General features: G+C 60.3%; 16 protein-coding genes and 1 pseudogene. 6 read left to right on the top strand and 11 right to left on the bottom strand.

Annotated elements, in window-relative coordinates; all coding sequences use genetic code 11:
• The first annotated feature begins 192 nt into the window (after positions 1-192).
• Positions 193-738, top strand: a complete 546-nt coding sequence (gene ppa, locus Q8O29_RS10055) for an inorganic diphosphatase (protein WP_305562353.1) — start codon at positions 193-195, stop codon at positions 736-738.
• A 129-nt stretch (positions 739-867) separates the two neighbouring features.
• Here the strand turns inward: ppa and Q8O29_RS10050 are convergent, their stop codons facing one another.
• From Q8O29_RS10050 to Q8O29_RS10030, 5 genes and pseudogenes are all read right to left on the bottom strand, one after another.
• On the bottom strand, positions 868-1,695 hold the full coding sequence (locus Q8O29_RS10050; protein ID WP_305562351.1) for a triacylglycerol lipase: 828 nt from the start codon (positions 1,693-1,695) through the stop codon (positions 868-870).
• 110 nt (positions 1,696-1,805) lie between these two features.
• Positions 1,806-2,815, bottom strand: a pseudogene (locus tag Q8O29_RS10045) (MFS transporter).
• 166 nt (positions 2,816-2,981) lie between these two features.
• Entirely contained in the window at positions 2,982-3,290 is a 309-nt protein-coding gene (locus Q8O29_RS10040; protein ID WP_305562349.1) for a type II toxin-antitoxin system RelE/ParE family toxin, read from the bottom strand.
• Positions 3,287-3,592 (bottom strand): YlcI/YnfO family protein, encoded by a 306-nt coding sequence (locus tag Q8O29_RS10035; protein ID WP_305562347.1) that lies wholly within the window; start codon positions 3,590-3,592, stop codon positions 3,287-3,289. Before Q8O29_RS10035 ends, Q8O29_RS10040 begins: the two co-directional genes overlap by 4 nt.
• 50 nt (positions 3,593-3,642) lie before the next feature.
• A complete protein-coding gene (locus Q8O29_RS10030) occupies positions 3,643-4,890 on the bottom strand; it encodes a GNAT family N-acetyltransferase (protein ID WP_305562345.1) in 1,248 nt (415 codons plus the stop codon).
• A gap of 26 nt (positions 4,891-4,916) precedes the next feature.
• On the opposite strand from Q8O29_RS10030, the gene Q8O29_RS10025 reads away from it, so the two are divergent.
• On the top strand, positions 4,917-6,605 hold the full coding sequence (locus tag Q8O29_RS10025) for an NAD+ synthase (RefSeq protein WP_305562343.1): 1,689 nt from the start codon (positions 4,917-4,919) through the stop codon (positions 6,603-6,605).
• Positions 6,606-6,628: 23 nt separating this feature from the next.
• Positions 6,629-6,967, top strand: a complete 339-nt coding sequence (locus Q8O29_RS10020) for a P-II family nitrogen regulator (protein ID WP_096665314.1) — start codon at positions 6,629-6,631, stop codon at positions 6,965-6,967.
• Positions 6,968-7,113: 146 nt separating this feature from the next.
• On the opposite strand, the gene Q8O29_RS10015 is transcribed toward Q8O29_RS10020, so the two are convergent.
• The 6 genes from Q8O29_RS10015 to Q8O29_RS09990 form a co-directional block, all read right to left on the bottom strand.
• Positions 7,114-7,701 carry a TIGR00730 family Rossman fold protein gene (locus Q8O29_RS10015; RefSeq protein ID WP_305562340.1) on the bottom strand — a complete coding sequence of 196 codons (588 nt, stop codon included), beginning with the start codon at positions 7,699-7,701 and terminating at the stop codon, positions 7,114-7,116.
• Positions 7,698-8,132: a diacylglycerol kinase gene (locus Q8O29_RS10010; RefSeq protein ID WP_305562338.1), complete on the bottom strand. Its 435-nt coding sequence runs from the start codon at positions 8,130-8,132 to the stop codon at positions 7,698-7,700. The genes Q8O29_RS10015 and Q8O29_RS10010 overlap by 4 nt, the downstream gene beginning before the upstream one ends.
• 59 nt (positions 8,133-8,191) lie before the next feature.
• Complete coding sequence (locus Q8O29_RS10005) at positions 8,192-8,674, bottom strand: RDD family protein (protein ID WP_305562445.1); 483 nt, start codon at positions 8,672-8,674, stop codon at positions 8,192-8,194.
• Between the two features lie 131 nt (positions 8,675-8,805).
• The gene (locus tag Q8O29_RS10000; RefSeq protein ID WP_305562336.1) at positions 8,806-9,519 is read right to left on the bottom strand and encodes a DUF3106 domain-containing protein; all 714 of its coding nucleotides are present in this window, start codon (positions 9,517-9,519) and stop codon (positions 8,806-8,808) included.
• 42 nt (positions 9,520-9,561) lie between these two features.
• Positions 9,562-9,990, bottom strand: coding sequence for a DUF3619 family protein (locus tag Q8O29_RS09995; RefSeq protein ID WP_305562334.1), 429 nt, complete (start codon positions 9,988-9,990; stop codon positions 9,562-9,564).
• Positions 9,987-10,553, bottom strand: a complete 567-nt coding sequence (locus Q8O29_RS09990; RefSeq protein WP_188708511.1) for an RNA polymerase sigma factor — start codon at positions 10,551-10,553, stop codon at positions 9,987-9,989. The genes Q8O29_RS09995 and Q8O29_RS09990 overlap by 4 nt, the downstream gene beginning before the upstream one ends.
• Before the next feature lie 334 nt (positions 10,554-10,887).
• On the opposite strand from Q8O29_RS09990, the gene Q8O29_RS09985 reads away from it, so the two are divergent.
• From Q8O29_RS09985 to ilvC, 3 genes are all read left to right on the top strand, one after another.
• The gene (locus Q8O29_RS09985) at positions 10,888-12,669 is read left to right on the top strand and encodes an acetolactate synthase 3 catalytic subunit (RefSeq protein WP_305562331.1); all 1,782 of its coding nucleotides are present in this window, start codon (positions 10,888-10,890) and stop codon (positions 12,667-12,669) included.
• 103 nt (positions 12,670-12,772) lie between these two features.
• A complete protein-coding gene (gene ilvN / locus Q8O29_RS09980) occupies positions 12,773-13,264 on the top strand; it encodes an acetolactate synthase small subunit (protein ID WP_305562329.1) in 492 nt (163 codons plus the stop codon).
• Positions 13,265-13,403: 139 nt separating this feature from the next.
• On the top strand, positions 13,404-14,420 hold the full coding sequence (gene ilvC / locus Q8O29_RS09975) for a ketol-acid reductoisomerase (protein ID WP_305348323.1): 1,017 nt from the start codon (positions 13,404-13,406) through the stop codon (positions 14,418-14,420).
• Positions 14,421-14,625: the final 205 nt, after the last annotated feature.

Genomic DNA, 14,625 nt, shown 5'->3' with positions numbered 1-14,625 from the left:
CGAAGGCACACCGCCTTGCGTTGCTTCCTCATCCCCAGTCAAACCGGGACAATTGGCCAACCCCGGAAATTTAACGCCAAAACGTGACAACTTGACGCGGCGCCAGGCTTGAATCGGTAAAATGAGGGTAAATACTGATCACGCGCAAGTTCTTTCTTTTATTCCTTTTATTTATCTCAACGCAAAGCGACCATGTCCCTCGATAAAGTTACTCCCGGCAAAAACGCCCCCGACTCGTTCAATGTGATCATCGAAATCCCGATGAACGCCGACCCGGTGAAATACGAAGTGGACAAGGAGTCCGGCGCAATTTTTGTGGACCGCTTCATGAGCACGTCCATGCATTACCCGACCAATTACGGTTATGTGCCCAAGACCCTGAGCGGCGACGGCGACCCGGTCGATGTGCTGGTGATCACGCCCGTGCCGCTGATCCCCGGCGTGGTGGTGACTTGCCGCGTGATCGGCATCTTGAAGATGACCGACGAGGCTGGCGAAGACGGCAAGGTGCTGGCAGTGCCCATCGACAAAAAGTGTTCGCTCTACAGCCACTGGCAAAAACCGGAAGACATGAACCCGCTGCGCTTGAGAACCATTGCGCATTTCTTTGAGCACTACAAAGATCTGGAAGAAGGCAAGTGGGTCAAGATCGAAGGCTGGGAAGGCCCGGAAGCCGCCCGCAAGGAAATCATGGACGGTATTGCCAACTACAAAAAAGAACACCCTGAAGCGGCTTGAGTTACTACTAACCTTGTTCGTTATAAGTGTTTTTGTGCTCCAGCCCTTATTCGGAGGGCGTAAGCAGCTATTAAAAAGATAGCGCCTGCCGCGTGAGCTGCAGGCGCTTTTGCATTCAGGGTGCCGTCTTCAGCCCGCGCGTGCCGGGTCGGGGTAAATCAGCCCATGAAAAAACGTGCCCTTGCGCTCGAAGGCCTGCCAGCTGCCGTCGGCCTGCGCCAGCCGGTTGGCCACGGCCCACCAGGCGCTGGGGTTCAGGCCCAGGCCGACGTGGCTGGCAATCACCTCGATGTTTTCGGTTTGCGGGTTGTGCGGCGCGGGTTTTTGCACACTGCCCTGCCAGGCCACGATGCCGTCGCTGCGTGAATAAATGCTGGTGGTCGGCACCGGGGGCGCGGCAGGCAGGTCGTAATTTTCAGTTTCTCGCGCCAGCTTGCGACCACTGGCCAGCTCGTAGATACGCCAGGCGTTGGTGGAGCGGTGCGAACCGCCAAACGGCGTTCCAAGTGTGATCACATTGCGCACCATGTGGGGCAGCTCTTTGGCCAGCTCGCGTGCGTACACACCGCCCAGACTCCAGCCGATCAGGCTGACCTTGCGCCCGCCCTGATTGAAAGCCCGGGTGACCTGCGCACGTGCGGCTTCCAGCACACCGGCGCGCGGGCCAAAGTTGAAACCCTGCTCCCAGCCGCTGGTCTGGTAGCCCAAAAAGTCCAAATATCGGCGCAGCGGGATGGTGGAACCGTCGCTGGCTGACAGGCCGGGGAACACCACCACGCTGTGTTTGTCGCCCCGGGGCGCCCGGGCCAGCACCGGCCAGGCTGGCAGCAGCGCACCAAACTCCCAAAAAGCGCGAAATTCAAGTGCCAACAGCCAGACGTTAGGCGCTGGTCCCTCGTGCAGTTCGTGTTTTTGACTTTGTTTTTGCGTCGACTGCCGGGGTGCGGGTGGTGCCATGGGTGGAAGCATTGGATGGTTCAGCTTTGTTCTTGATGGCGACCATCTTGGGACCACCAGCGCGTTTCACAGAGGGAGACTTCCCTAAAGGCGTCACTGGCGTCCTGTCTCTACCCCGCAGACTGTCGCGGCATCACCATGAGTGCCCCGAAAGCCATCAAGCCCAAGGCCGTAGACAGCCACAATGCGCCCGTTCCCCAGCGCTCAAGGCAAAACCCGAACAGCGCCGGTGCGATGGCCTGGCAAATGCGCGCCGGCACCATCAGCATGCCTTGCCGTCCACCGTAGCCCAGAGGGCCGAACAGTACCAGCGGAAGCGTGCCTTTGGCGATGGTGAGAATCCCGTTGCCGGCGCCGTGCAACACTGCAAACAGAGCAGCCACGGGCGCACCGAGGGTAAGAGGGAATAACGCCCCGATGGGGTTCGCCATCGTCGCGAGCCGCGCCGACAAGAGCGGGTGTACGCGGCGCAGGAACCCAAACTCCAACAGTCGCCCGGCGACTTGTGCAGGGCCTATTAACGCACCAATGCCGACGGCGACGGCGAGTGTGGCCCCGCTCGCCTGAAGCAACTGCGGCAGATGCGCCGCCATCGCGGTGCTGGTGAACCAGGTGGCAGCGAAGACGAACGCCAGGAGCCCTGCTGCGAGCCGTGGACGTTCGGTTGGCTGAGGCACAGTCGAGGACGCCTTGATGGCAGCATTCGCAGGCGCTATCGCCACGCTTTCTCTGGAAACCTTCGAAATCGACCAGTTCAGAGGAAGTCCCACGAAAAGATGAAGGGCGGCCCAACCCAGGCACGCGCCACGCCATCCGGACTGCGCTTCCATCAAGGTCGACAGCGGCCAGGCTTGTCAGCCCAGCGGCAAACACGAGGTTGGTTCCCATGAGTACGGGGCGCCCGCCCCAATGGTCAATAGCGCGGCCTGAGATCGGCCCCATCAACGCCGAGACGATGAGCGCGAGCGAGAACGCGATGAAGATCGTCGGTGTCGAAACCCCCCAGATCCCGCGCCATGGGCACTGCAAGCATCGCCGGCAGGTAGTACGACGACGCCCAAGCCAAGGTTTGCACCGTGCCAAGCGCCGTGATCGTGGGCCAGCGTTGCGCGCTGCTCATGTCACGACGCTCGGACTTTCAGTGCTTCGAGCGATTAGCAGCATGCGGCCTTGTCCATCGCGGGCTGCTTCGTGGACGTGCCGCATGAACTCGTTCCGCACCCTCCGGTTAATGACGGGAATAGTTTGCTATAAAGGTGATAGCAGTCATCGCTGATTTGCCATGCTCAGTGGTAGTCTTCTTCCCGTTGATGGCGCACCGCCAGAATAGTGACGGTACTTGCATCGTCTATCTCAAACAGCGCCACGTAGCCAGACGCACCGAATGAGATCACAAGTTCCCGAATGCGTGGCCCATGTAATCCGTTCGCCGCTTTCCGGCATGAAAACGGAAATTGCTCAAGCAAACGGAAGCCGTCCTTGATGACCAGCAGGGCACGCTCGGCAATCTCCATGTCGAACTGCAGCAGGAAATCGTAGAGCCTCAGCAAATCGTCTTGTGCATCCGGCGTAAACCGAACCTGGTACCGGTTCATGCGCCGCTGGCAGCGCGTTTGGTGGTTTTGCCCGCTGTCGCAGGCTGCTTTGCGTCGATCAGTTTTTTATCGAGTTTGACAAATACCGCTTCTGCGCTGATGTAGCGGTTTGCTTCTTTGGCTTTTTGCGCCGAGCGCAAGCCACGGGCAATAAAGTCATCTTCGGCGGCGCGGTGGGCGATGTAGCTCTCCAGCGATGCTTCCATCAGGTTGGACAGGGTTTCATTGGGGCGAAGAGCGCGTTCTGCGGCTTCGCGCAGTTCTGGCTTGGCGCGCAAGGCGGGAAAAGTTGAGGTCTTCACGAGCAGCTCCTGTTTTGCATTGCAATTGTAATGCAACACAGAAGCCTGGCTCAGGCCGGCTTCAAGGCCTGTCTGAAAGGATTGCGCCGCTCCAGCTCTTCCATGTAGCCTTCAATTCCTTCGCCTTCACGCTCCAGAAAGCGCTCAACCGCATCGGCAAAGGCGGGGTGCGCCAGCCAGTGGGCGCTGGTGGTCTTGACCGGCAGCAGGGCGCGCGCCATCTTGTGTTCGCCCTGGGCGCCGCCTTCGAAGCGCTGGTAGCCGTGGTTGATGCACCATTGCAGCGGCTGGTAGTAGCAGGCTTCGAAATGCAGGCAGTCCACCCGCTCGGTCGCGCCCCAGTAGCGGCCGTAGGCGATTCCGGCCCCGGATTCAGTGCCAAATTGGCCTGCAGCCCCGGCCCTGCTTGCGCTGACAGCTATCAAACTTGTAGCAATCGGGATGCTGTTGCGCTCGCCGACGAACAGCAGCCAGTTCTCCGGCATGTCCTCCTGCATGCGCTGGAAGAAGTCGCGGCTCAGGTAGGGCGCGTTGCCGTGTTCGTAGTAGGTGCGCTCGTAACAACTGTAGAAAAAATCCCAGTCGGCGGAGGTGATGTTTTTGCCCAGCGACCAGCGAAAGCGCACGCTGGCATCCAGCACCTTGCGCCGCTCCTGGCGGATTTTTTTTCGCTTGTCCTGGCTCAGCGACATCAGGAAGTCGTCGAAGTCACGAAAGGAGCGGGGGTTGCCGGACGACACCGGGATTTCCGTGGAGATATTTGTCCAGTGGAATTGCACGTTGTGCCTCAACATGAGTCCGGCTTCCTCGCAAGCCACCACATCCGCATCGCTGGTGAAGAGCAAATGCAGCGAAGACAGGCCCTCTTCACCGCACCACGCCACCAGCGCCTTCACCAGCAACAAGCGCGCGGCCGAGTCACGCGCCAGCAGGCGCGGGCCGGGCACCGGTGTGAAGGGCGGGGCCACGAGCGCTTTCGGGTAGTAACTCAGGCCATGCTGGTGGTAGGCGTTGGCCCAGGCATGGTCGAAAACATATTCGCCGTAGGAGTGGTCCTTGAGGTACAGCGCGCTGGCCCCAGCCAGTTCATCGCCGTGCCACAAGGTGATGAAGCGAGGCGTCCACCCGGTCGTGGGCGTGGCGCTGCCGCTGTCGTGCATGGCGCACAGGTACTCGTGGCGCATAAAAGGGTTCAGCCCGCCGTCCGGGTCCTGCAATGCCAGCAGGGTGTTCCAGGCGGCGCCATCGACCTGCCCCGGCGCGTCCAGCACACGGATGACATAATCGTTTTCAGCCACAGCACCTACCGTTTTCTTCTTTTTCCATGACTCTCAAGATCTGCGTTGCCCAATTGAACTACTGCGTTGGCGACATGCTTGGCAATGCGCAAAAAATCATCGACGCGGCCCGCACCGCTTATGCCGACGGGGCCAGGTTACTGCTCACGCCCGAGATGGCGATTTGCGGTTATGCCGCCGAGGACCTGTTTCTGCGCCGATCTTTTATTGCAGCCTGTGATGATGCCGTGAATCACATCGCCCATGAACTCGCCGGGTTAAAAGGCCTGGTGGTAGTGGTGGGCACGCCGACCCACGGCGACAACGGCAGGGGATTGCGCACCAAAAGCGTGGAGGTGCAGCAGCGCCACAACGCCGCACGGGTGCTGCGCGATGGCCGCGTCATCGAGACGTATGCCAAGCGTGAACTGCCCAACTACCAGGTGTTTGACGAGCGGCGTTATTTCACGCCGGGGCAGGGTGTGTGTGTGTTTGAGGTAGGCGAAGGCGCCGACGCGGTCCGTATCGGCCTGCTGATCTGTGAAGACGCCTGGTTCGAGGAGCCGGCGCGGCTGGCCAAGGAGGCTGGTGCCGAGCTGCTGGCGGTCATCAATGCCTCGCCTTTCCATGTGGGCAAGGGCAGCGAGCGCGAGCAGATGATGCGCGAACGTGTGCTGGCCACTGGCCTGCCCTTGGTTTATGCCCACCTGGTGGGCGGGCAGGACGAGATTGTCTTTGAGGGCCGGTCCTTTGCCCTGCAGGCCGACGGCGCGCTGGCTGGGCGGGCTGAAAGTTTCAAAGAAAATCTGTTCGTGGCCCATGTGCAGCGGGCGCAGACAGCTATCAAATTGGTAGCAAATATGGCCCCAGAACGCAGCGCCGAAGCCGACCTGTGGGACGCGCTGGTGCTGGGCGTGCGCGACTACCTGGGCAAAAACGGCTTCCCTGGCGCCATCCTGGGCCTGTCGGGCGGCATCGACTCGGCGCTGGTGCTGGCGATTGCAGTTGATGCCCTGGGCGCCGACAAGGTGCGTACGGTGATGATGCCGTCGCCCTACACGGCCGATATCTCGTGGATTGATGCGCGTGAGATGGCCGCGCGTTTGAAGGTGCGCTACGACGAGATTTCGATCATTCCGGAGTTTGAAGCCTTCAAGGCCTCGCTGGCCGGTGAATTCAAAGGTCTGCCCGAAGACACGACCGAGGAAAACATCCAGGCGCGAATTCGCGGCGTGTTTTTGATGGCGCTGTCCAACAAGTTTGGCGCCATCGTGCTGACCACCGGTAACAAGAGCGAGATGGCAACCGGCTACTGCACCCTGTACGGCGACATGGCCGGTGGTTTTGCGGTCATCAAGGACTTGCTGAAAACCACGGTGTTTCGCCTGGCCGAGTGGCGCAACGCGAACGACCCCTGTGGCACAGGCAGCAACCCGATCCCGGAGCGAATCATCACGCGTCCGCCGAGCGCCGAGTTGCGTGCCGGCCAGACTGACCAGGACAGCTTGCCCCCCTACGAGGTGCTGGACGCCATTTTGCGGCGCTACATGGAAAACGACGAAAGTATAGAAAGCATTCTCGCCGCCGGTTTTGACCGCGTAGTGGTTGAGCGGGTGACGCGGTTGATCAAGACCAACGAGTACAAACGCCGCCAGGCGCCTATCGGCATTCGGGTTAGCCACCGAAGTTTCGGTAAGGATTGGCGCTATCCTGTCACCAATAAATTTCGCGCCTGATCAAAAACCAACGGAGCCATTCAGTGAAACAAATTACCGCCGTCCTCAAACCCTTCAAGCTCGAAGAAGTCCGCGAAGCGCTGGCCGAATGCGGCGTGACCGGCCTGACCGTTACCGAAGTCAAAGGTTTCGGCCGCCAGAAGGGCCATACCGAGCTCTATCGCGGTGCCGAGTATGTGGTTGATTTTTTGCCCAAGGTCAAGGTGGAGGTGGTGGTGAAAACCGAAGACGTGGACCGCTGCGTGGACGCCATCGTGCGGGCCGCCCGCACCGGCAAAATTGGCGATGGCAAGATATTCATCACCAGTGTCGAGCGCGTGGTGCGCATCCGCACCGGGGAAGAGGACGAAGCGGCAGTCTAGGCAGTCTAGAAAGCCCCCACACTTTTCACTTCGTGTAATGCGCTGCCCCCGAGGGGGGCCGCTGCGCCTGCGGGTCGGCAGAGCCGGACCCGCGGCCTCGGCTGGTAAAAAGATAGTCTCCCCCACGAAGGCCGGAAGCAAGCACCTTAAATCTGGTCTAGCCTCGAACCCTCGGGCGCCATGCCCGCGACCTGCACCAGTTGCTCCAGCAGGGCCTGCGGTTCGGCACCGACATGGATCAACTCCATCTGCCAGTCGCTCATGAAGCCGCTTTTGACCGATGAGGCCAGAAAGGCCAGGAGATCGGTGTAGTAGCCGTTCAGGTTGAGCAAGCCCACCGGCTTGGCGTGGTAGCCGAGCTGGCGCCAGGTCCAGACCTCGAAAAACTCTTCCAGCGTGCCAATTCCGCCGGGCAGCGACAAAAAAGCGTCGGCATGTTCGGCCATGATGCGTTTGCGCTCATGCATGGTGTCGACGATGTGCAGTTCGGTGCAGCCGGTGTGCGCCCATTCCTTTTCCACCAGCGCTTTGGGGATCACGCCGATCACGCGTCCGCCGGCCGCCAGCGTGGCGTCGGCTACGATGCCCATCAGGCCATTGCGGCCGCCGCCGTAGACCAGTTGCCCGTCATGGCCGCCTATCCATGTGCCTACCGCGCGCGCGGTGTCGGCAAAGACCGTGTCTGCGCCGGGGCGCGAGCCGCAATACACACAGATTGAAAAAGCCGGCGTCATGCAACAAACCGGTGGAACAGCGCCAGCGCCCAGGTGCCGGCGCACAGCAGCAGGCTCAACAGCACGGCGGCGCTGCCCATGTCCTTGGCGCGTTTGGACAAATCGTGCCACTCGGGGCCGATGCGGTCGATGGCGGTTTCGATGCCGGTGTTGAGCAGCTCTATGATCATCACCAGGATGACCGAGCCGGCCAGAAGCACGGTTTCGACCCAGCTACGGCCCAGCCAGAAAGCGGCCGGCAGCAGCAGCAGCGAGGCGATGGCCTCCTGGCGGAACGCGGTTTCATGCCAGCCGGCACGCAGACCGGCCACTGAGTAGCCGAGCGCGTGCCAGACGCGGTTCAGGCCTTTGCGGTCTTTCTGGGGGTTGACGGGGGAGGCCGGTGGAGGAACGGCGGCATCGGGAACGCGGAAAGAAGCGGAGTTGGGCATCGGTCGATTGTCGCGCGGCTGTGTGGCAGTTTGATGTGAAGTCTGCATGCCGGGCCGCCTCAGGCCGCTTTGGGCGGTTTGCCAGCCGGCAGACTGGTGACCAGCCGGGTACCGGCGATGGCGTCGTGCCAGAACTGCCGGTCGGGATGAAAGCGCGCCAGAATCGCCCAGATCGGCACCCAGCCCAGAGCAAGCACGGCGGCTTCACGGCCAGGCAGACCCAGGGCCCAACTGACAGCCAGCGGCGGCAAGAACCACAACCAGCTCAATACATAACGCAGCAAGGCGTGTTGTTGGGTGATGGGCGCCCCCTGCTTGTCCACCACGCGGATGTTCCAGGTTTTCATGGCCAGGGTTTGGCCTTTGGCCCAAAACCAGACGAAGTAGATCCCGAAAATAACGAATAAAAAGGCCTGCAGCGCATGGCGGTTGTCCAGCGCATTGCGCGTCTGGCTCAGCGCGCCGAACAGGTAACCGGCGATGAAGACCACGCCGAACATCAGCAGGCCTTCGTACATCCAGCAGGCCATGCGCCTGCGCAGCGACGGAGTAACAGCTTGAGGGGCAGAATTAACTATCAATTTTGTAGCAACAAAGTGAGAGCGGACATGGGCTACAGCACGAATTGATCCTATAAGCCGCGCATGCCGCGCGGCACGCGGGCGTTCAAAGCCTATTGGGGCTCAACCGGCGTACCGATGGGGCTGGCGGGCGTGGCGGCGGGCGCCAGGCCGGGCGGGGAGTCAATCGACTGCGAAACTGCAATTTTAGGCGCAGCTTTGGCTTTGGCCTGATCCGCAGCCGAAGGGATGGTGGCCAGTTTTTGCCGGGAGACGGGTTTGGACGCTGGCGCTGCACCGACCGGCTTGGCCGGCGCTTTGTCGGCTAGTTTTTGTTTTTCCTCGGTGCTGAGCGACTGGTACGCCTCCCATTTGGCTTTTTTCTCTTCAGCCGTCAGCTCTTTGGACAATTCTTTAGTTTTTGCAAAATTTAGCCGAGCCTGGGTGCGCTGTTGGGGGCTGAGTGCCACCCATTCCTTCATGCGGCCCTGCATCTTGGCCTGTTCTTCGGGGGGCAGCGATCGGTAGCTACGGGCCATTTCAAGCCACTTGCGCTTGTGGCTTTGGCTCAGGGAGGGCCAGGCCGATGCCAGCGGCGTCAGCACTTCGCGTTGCGCCGGGCTTAGCTCGTTCCAGCCGGGTCCGGCAAAAGCCTGGGCGACCACGGTTTTCGCCGGTGTCGCCGCTGGCGCAGGCGTGACAGTCTGGGCAGTAGACACCGCAGAGGCCGCCACTAAAAGCAGCAGAGCCCACCGGCCAGCCGGCCTCGCACGCGCCTTGCCGGGCAGGCAAAACATGTTGTCAGCTAGGAAGATTGGCGCAGTCATGGATACAGGTGTTGACGGGTTCGGCAGTGGCAACCGGCGGGTTCAAAGCGTTGTTTTGAGAAATTGCACAAAGCCAGGGTCGGAAAAAGCATCTGGCGGCAGCTCGTCGGTCAGCAAGGCCGAGTCCACTTCGGCAAGTTCCTGCACCAGCTTGTCGGTTTGCAGCGAACTGATAGCCAGCAGGCCCACCACCAGGGCAATCAGGGGCAGGACTGAGCCAATCTGGCTCCACAGGCTGAAACCTTCGTCCGAGCCCCAGGTCAGGGTGGCACCCGTGCTGGCCCTGGCGTTAACAGGCGCAGACTGCACTTTGGCGATCCGGCGCGCCGCCACGGCCTGGGCGCGCGCAGCGCGCAGGCGTTCAGAGATGTCGTAAGGCAGGTCGGCAGAGCCGGCCGACAGGTAGGAGGCGGTTTTCAGGCCGTAGCGGTCTTGCAGGATGTCGATGTGGTTTTGCGGTGAGCGGTTCATAATTTGATTCCCCTGGCGGCCAAAGCTTTACTGAGTGCATGGACGGCTCGCGAACAATGCGTTTTCACGCTACCTTCGGAGCAACCCATGGCAGCAGCCGTTTCAGCCACATCCATTTCCTCCCAGTAACGCATGAGAAAGGCTTCCCGTTGACGGCCGGGCAGTTCCTTGATCTCAAGCTCGATTTCTCGCAAGATTTGAGCCCGCTCCGTTGCGTCCTGGGCGCTCTCAGTCCCCTCTGAGTTGGTTGAGGACTCTAAAGTTTCAAGCAAATCAAAATCTCCGTCGTCGCCGGCCGATTCGAAGTCGCTCATGTTGGAGAAAAGTGCGTTGCGGGTTTTGCGGCGCCGGAACCAGTCCAGCGTGGTGTTGGACAGGATGCGCTGGAACAGCATGGGCAGCTCGGCGGCGGGCTTGTCGCCATAATGATGCGCCAGCTTCATCATGCTGTCCTGAACAATGTCGAGCGCCGCCTCGTCATCCCGAACGTGGTAAACGCTGCGCTTGAAAGCGCGTTTTTCAACGCTTTTCAGGAAATCGGAAAGTTCTTGTTCGGTTGCCAACGGTTGATTTCCGGTTTGTCCCGGCGCTGTCCTTGTTTTTACTTGTTGCCGGCCGCTTTGGGGTGCGGCCGGCCCGACAGGCCTTGTGCCAGTGACGCTCACCGGCAGCAAAATTATCGCATCAAGCACCACTCCGCCGGACATTATTGCTGCCAGCGACTGCGCGCCAGCCTGTACCCTATAATTCCGCTTGCAATTCAAACAGCAAACGGGTCATGACCCGGCGGTTTATGTTTCCGCCCATGGTTTTGGCCTCAAGTCTCGACGCTACTCCACAAGAGTCAGTGAAGAGGCACCCAAGGTATTTCGTTAGAGAAATTCACAAAGGTTCATCATGGAAATCACAAAAGCCGAACTCGCTTCGGCAGCAGCGGCAGCTTCTGCCCATTCAAATTCTCAAGAGCTTCGTGGCGCAGAAATCCTGATCAAGGCGCTGCAGGCCGAGGGCGTCAAACACGTCTGGGGCTATCCGGGCGGCGCTGTATTGCACATCTACGACGCTTTCTACAAGCAGGAAACGATTCAGCATGTCCTGGTGCGCCATGAGCAGGCGGCGGTGCATGCCGCCGACGGTTATGCGCGTGCTACAGGTGAGGTCGGCGTGGCGCTGGTCACCTCCGGCCCCGGTGTGACCAATGCGGTCACCGGCATCGCCACGGCTTACATGGACAGCATTCCGATGGTGATCATCACCGGCCAGGTGCCCACACACGCGATTGGCCTGGATGCCTTCCAGGAGTGCGACACGGTTGGCATCACACGCCCCATCGTGAAGCACAACTTCCTGGTCAAGGACGTGCGGCAGATGGCTGAGACCCTGAAAAAGGCTTTCCATATTGCGCGCAGCGGTCGTCCCGGCCCTGTGGTGGTGGACATCCCCAAGGATGTGTCTTTCAACAAGACGACGTATGCCGGGTATCCGCAGAGCGTTGAAATGCGTTCCTACAACCCGGTGCGCAAGGGCCATGGCGGGCAGATCCGCAAGGCCTTGCAATTGCTGATGACGGCCAAGCGGCCTTACATCTACACGGGCGGCGGTGTCTTGCTGAGCAATGCTTCGCAGGAGCTGCGCACATTGGTGGACATGCTGGGCTACCCCTGCACCAACACGCTGATGGGCCTGGGCGCTTATCCGGCCAGCGACAAAAAGTTTCTTGGCATGCTGGGCATGCACGGGACCATGGAAGCCAACAACGCGATGCAGAACTGCGACGTGCTGCTGGCCGTCGGCGCACGTTTTGACGACCGTGTAATCGGCAACCCGAAACACTTTGCGCAGAACGAACGCAAGATCATCCACATCGACATCGACCCGTCGAGCATTTCAAAACGCGTCAAGGTCGACATTCCCATCGTCGGCGACGTCAAGGACGTGCTGACTGAACTGATCGCCATGATCCGTGAGTCTGGTCTGAAGCCCGACGGCGATGCGCTGGGCGGCTGGTGGGAAACCATTGAAGGCTGGCGCAAGCGCGACTGCATGAAATACAGCCTGGGCAAGGGCGATGTGATCAAGCCGCAGTATGTGGTCGAGACGCTCTGGAACATGACCAAGGACGCCGATACCTACATCACGTCTGATGTGGGACAGCACCAGATGTGGGCGGCGCAGTATTACAAGTTTGACGAACCGCGTCGCTGGATCAACTCGGGTGGCCTGGGCACCATGGGTGTCGGCATTCCCTACGCGATGGGCATCAAGCTGGCCAAGCCAGACAGCGAGGTGTATTGCATCACCGGCGAAGGTTCGGTGCAGATGTGCATCCAGGAGCTGTCGACCTGCCTGCAGTACAACACGCCGATCAAGATCGTCTCGCTGAACAACCGCTATTTGGGCATGGTGCGCCAGTGGCAGGAAATCGATTACGAAGGCCGATACAGCAGCAGCTACATGGACGCGCTGCCCAATTTCGTCAAGCTTGCCGAGGCCTATGGTCATGTCGGCATGCTGATCGAAAAGCCGCAGGACGTCGAGCCGGCGCTGCGCGAGGCGCGCAAGCTCAAGGACCGCACCGTGTTCATGGACTTCCGCACCGACCCCACCGAGAACGTGTTTCCGATGGTCAAGGCCGGCAAGGGCATCACCGAAATGCTGCTCGGGTCCGAGGACCTGTAAGCGCTACACATCATTTTTTCAACCGTCACCTGACGAATCTATTGCCTGCCGAGCCCGCGCATTACCGTGCGTGGGGGAGGGCAGCGAAAAGAGGAATCTTCACATGAAACACATCATTGCTGTTCTGCTCGAAAACGAGCCGGGCGCCCTTTCCCGCGTGGTGGGCCTGTTCTCTGCGCGTGGCTATAACATCGAAAGCCTGACCGTGGCGCCGACTGAAGACGCCAGCCTGTCGCGCATGACCATACAGACCACCGGCTCGGACGACGTGATCGAGCAGATCACCAAGCACCTGAACCGGCTCATCGAAGTCGTCAAGGTGGTGGACCTGACCGAGGGCTCCTATATCGAACGTGAGCTCATGATGGTCAAGGTGCGCGCTGTCGGCAAGGAGCGCGAGGAGATGAAACGCATGGCTGATATATTCCGTGGCCGGATCATCGACGTGACGGAAAAGAGTTACACCATCGAGCTGACCGGCGACCAGTCCAAAAACGACGCCTTCCTGGAGGCGATCGACCGCAGCGCGATTCTGGAAACCGTGCGAACCGGCTCCAGTGGCATAGGCCGCGGCGAAAGGATCCTCAGGGTCTGATTTTTTATCTGTCCGTGCGCGCGTTTTCGACAGGCGGGGCGCGAACGGACGAGAAGTGGCGATGTGTGTTTACCGTTCGCCCTGAGCCTGTCGAAGGGCATTTTCGCCAGAACCATCAACGACATCTACGGAGAGAGAAATGAAAGTTTACTATGACAAAGACTGCGACCTGAGCCTGATCAAGGGGAAAACCGTCGCCATCATCGGCTACGGCAGCCAGGGCCATGCCCACGCGCAAAACCTGAACGACAGCGGCATCAAGGTCGTGGTCGGCCTGCGCAAAGGCGGGGCATCGTGGCCGAAGGTCGAGAAAGCCGGCCTCAAGGTCGCCGAAGTCGCTGACGCCGTCAAGTCGGCCGACGTTGTGATGATCCTGTTGCCTGACGAGCAAATCGGTTCGGTCTATGCCAACGATGTGGCCCCGAACATCAAGCAGGGTGCCTCGCTGGTGTTTGCCCACGGCTTCAACGTGCACTACGGCGCCGTGATTCCACGCGCCGACCTCGACGTCTGGATGGTCGCGCCCAAGGCCCCCGGCCACACCGTGCGCAATACCTACACCCAGGGCGGCGGTGTGCCCCACCTGGTGGCTGTGCACCAGGACAAGAGCGGCAAGGCGCGTGACCTGGCGCTGAGCTATGCCATGGCCAACGGTGGCGGCAAGGCCGGCATCATCGAAACGAATTTCCGTGAAGAAACCGAAACTGACCTGTTCGGCGAACAGGCCGTTCTGTGCGGCGGCACAGTCGAGCTGATCAAGGCCGGTTTCGAGACCCTGGTGGAAGCCGGTTACGCGCCTGAGATGGCTTACTTCGAATGCCTCCACGAACTCAAGCTGATCGTTGATCTGATTTATGAAGGAGGCATCGCCAACATGAACTACTCGATCTCCAATAACGCCGAATACGGCGAGTACGTGACCGGCCCGAACATCGTGACCTCGGCCACAAAAGAGGCCATGCGCAAGTGCCTGAAAGACATCCAGACCGGCGAATACGCCAAGAGCTTTCTGCTGGAAAACCGTGCTGGTGCGCCGACACTGCTGAGCCGCCGCCGCCTCAATTCCGAGCACCAGATTGAAGTCGTGGGCGAAAAGCTGCGCGCCATGATGCCCTGGATCGCCAAGAATAAGCTGGTTGATCAGACCCGCAACTGATGAGCCTGCCGGGCCTCACCCGGCCCGGCCATGTTCAGCTTCAAGCCGCGCAAAACACCTGCGCGGCTTTTTTCATGTGCGCCCAGCATGGGCGCACTCTCGCGGGTGCAAGTCCCGCCGTATGTTGATCACAACGAACGAAGTGAAGCGCAACTGCATGAGGGCGACCGAGTGTGGGAAGGAAGCGTGGAGCATAAATTGCGAG

Source organism: Polaromonas sp. (assembly GCF_030689685.1).
In the GTDB taxonomy this organism is placed as follows: Bacteria; Pseudomonadota; Gammaproteobacteria; order Burkholderiales; family Burkholderiaceae_C; genus Polaromonas.
This window is presented reverse-complemented; position numbering and strand designations above follow the sequence as displayed.

Coding starts and splice junctions, on each gene's coding strand:
- ppa (WP_305562353.1), top strand. CDS start 193: ATGTCCCTCGATAAAGTTACTCCCGGCAAAAACGCCCCCGACTCGTTC.
- Q8O29_RS10050 (WP_305562351.1), bottom strand. CDS start 1,695: ATGGCACCACCCGCACCCCGGCAGTCGACGCAAAAACAAAGTCAAAAA.
- Q8O29_RS10040 (WP_305562349.1), bottom strand. CDS start 3,290: ATGAACCGGTACCAGGTTCGGTTTACGCCGGATGCACAAGACGATTTG.
- Q8O29_RS10025 (WP_305562343.1), top strand. CDS start 4,917: ATGACTCTCAAGATCTGCGTTGCCCAATTGAACTACTGCGTTGGCGAC.
- Q8O29_RS10015 (WP_305562340.1), bottom strand. CDS start 7,701: ATGACGCCGGCTTTTTCAATCTGTGTGTATTGCGGCTCGCGCCCCGGC.
- Q8O29_RS10010 (WP_305562338.1), bottom strand. CDS start 8,132: ATGCCCAACTCCGCTTCTTTCCGCGTTCCCGATGCCGCCGTTCCTCCA.
- Q8O29_RS10000 (WP_305562336.1), bottom strand. CDS start 9,519: ATGACTGCGCCAATCTTCCTAGCTGACAACATGTTTTGCCTGCCCGGC.
- Q8O29_RS09995 (WP_305562334.1), bottom strand. CDS start 9,990: ATGAACCGCTCACCGCAAAACCACATCGACATCCTGCAAGACCGCTAC.
- Q8O29_RS09985 (WP_305562331.1), top strand. CDS start 10,888: ATGGAAATCACAAAAGCCGAACTCGCTTCGGCAGCAGCGGCAGCTTCT.
- ilvN (WP_305562329.1), top strand. CDS start 12,773: ATGAAACACATCATTGCTGTTCTGCTCGAAAACGAGCCGGGCGCCCTT.
- ilvC (WP_305348323.1), top strand. CDS start 13,404: ATGAAAGTTTACTATGACAAAGACTGCGACCTGAGCCTGATCAAGGGG.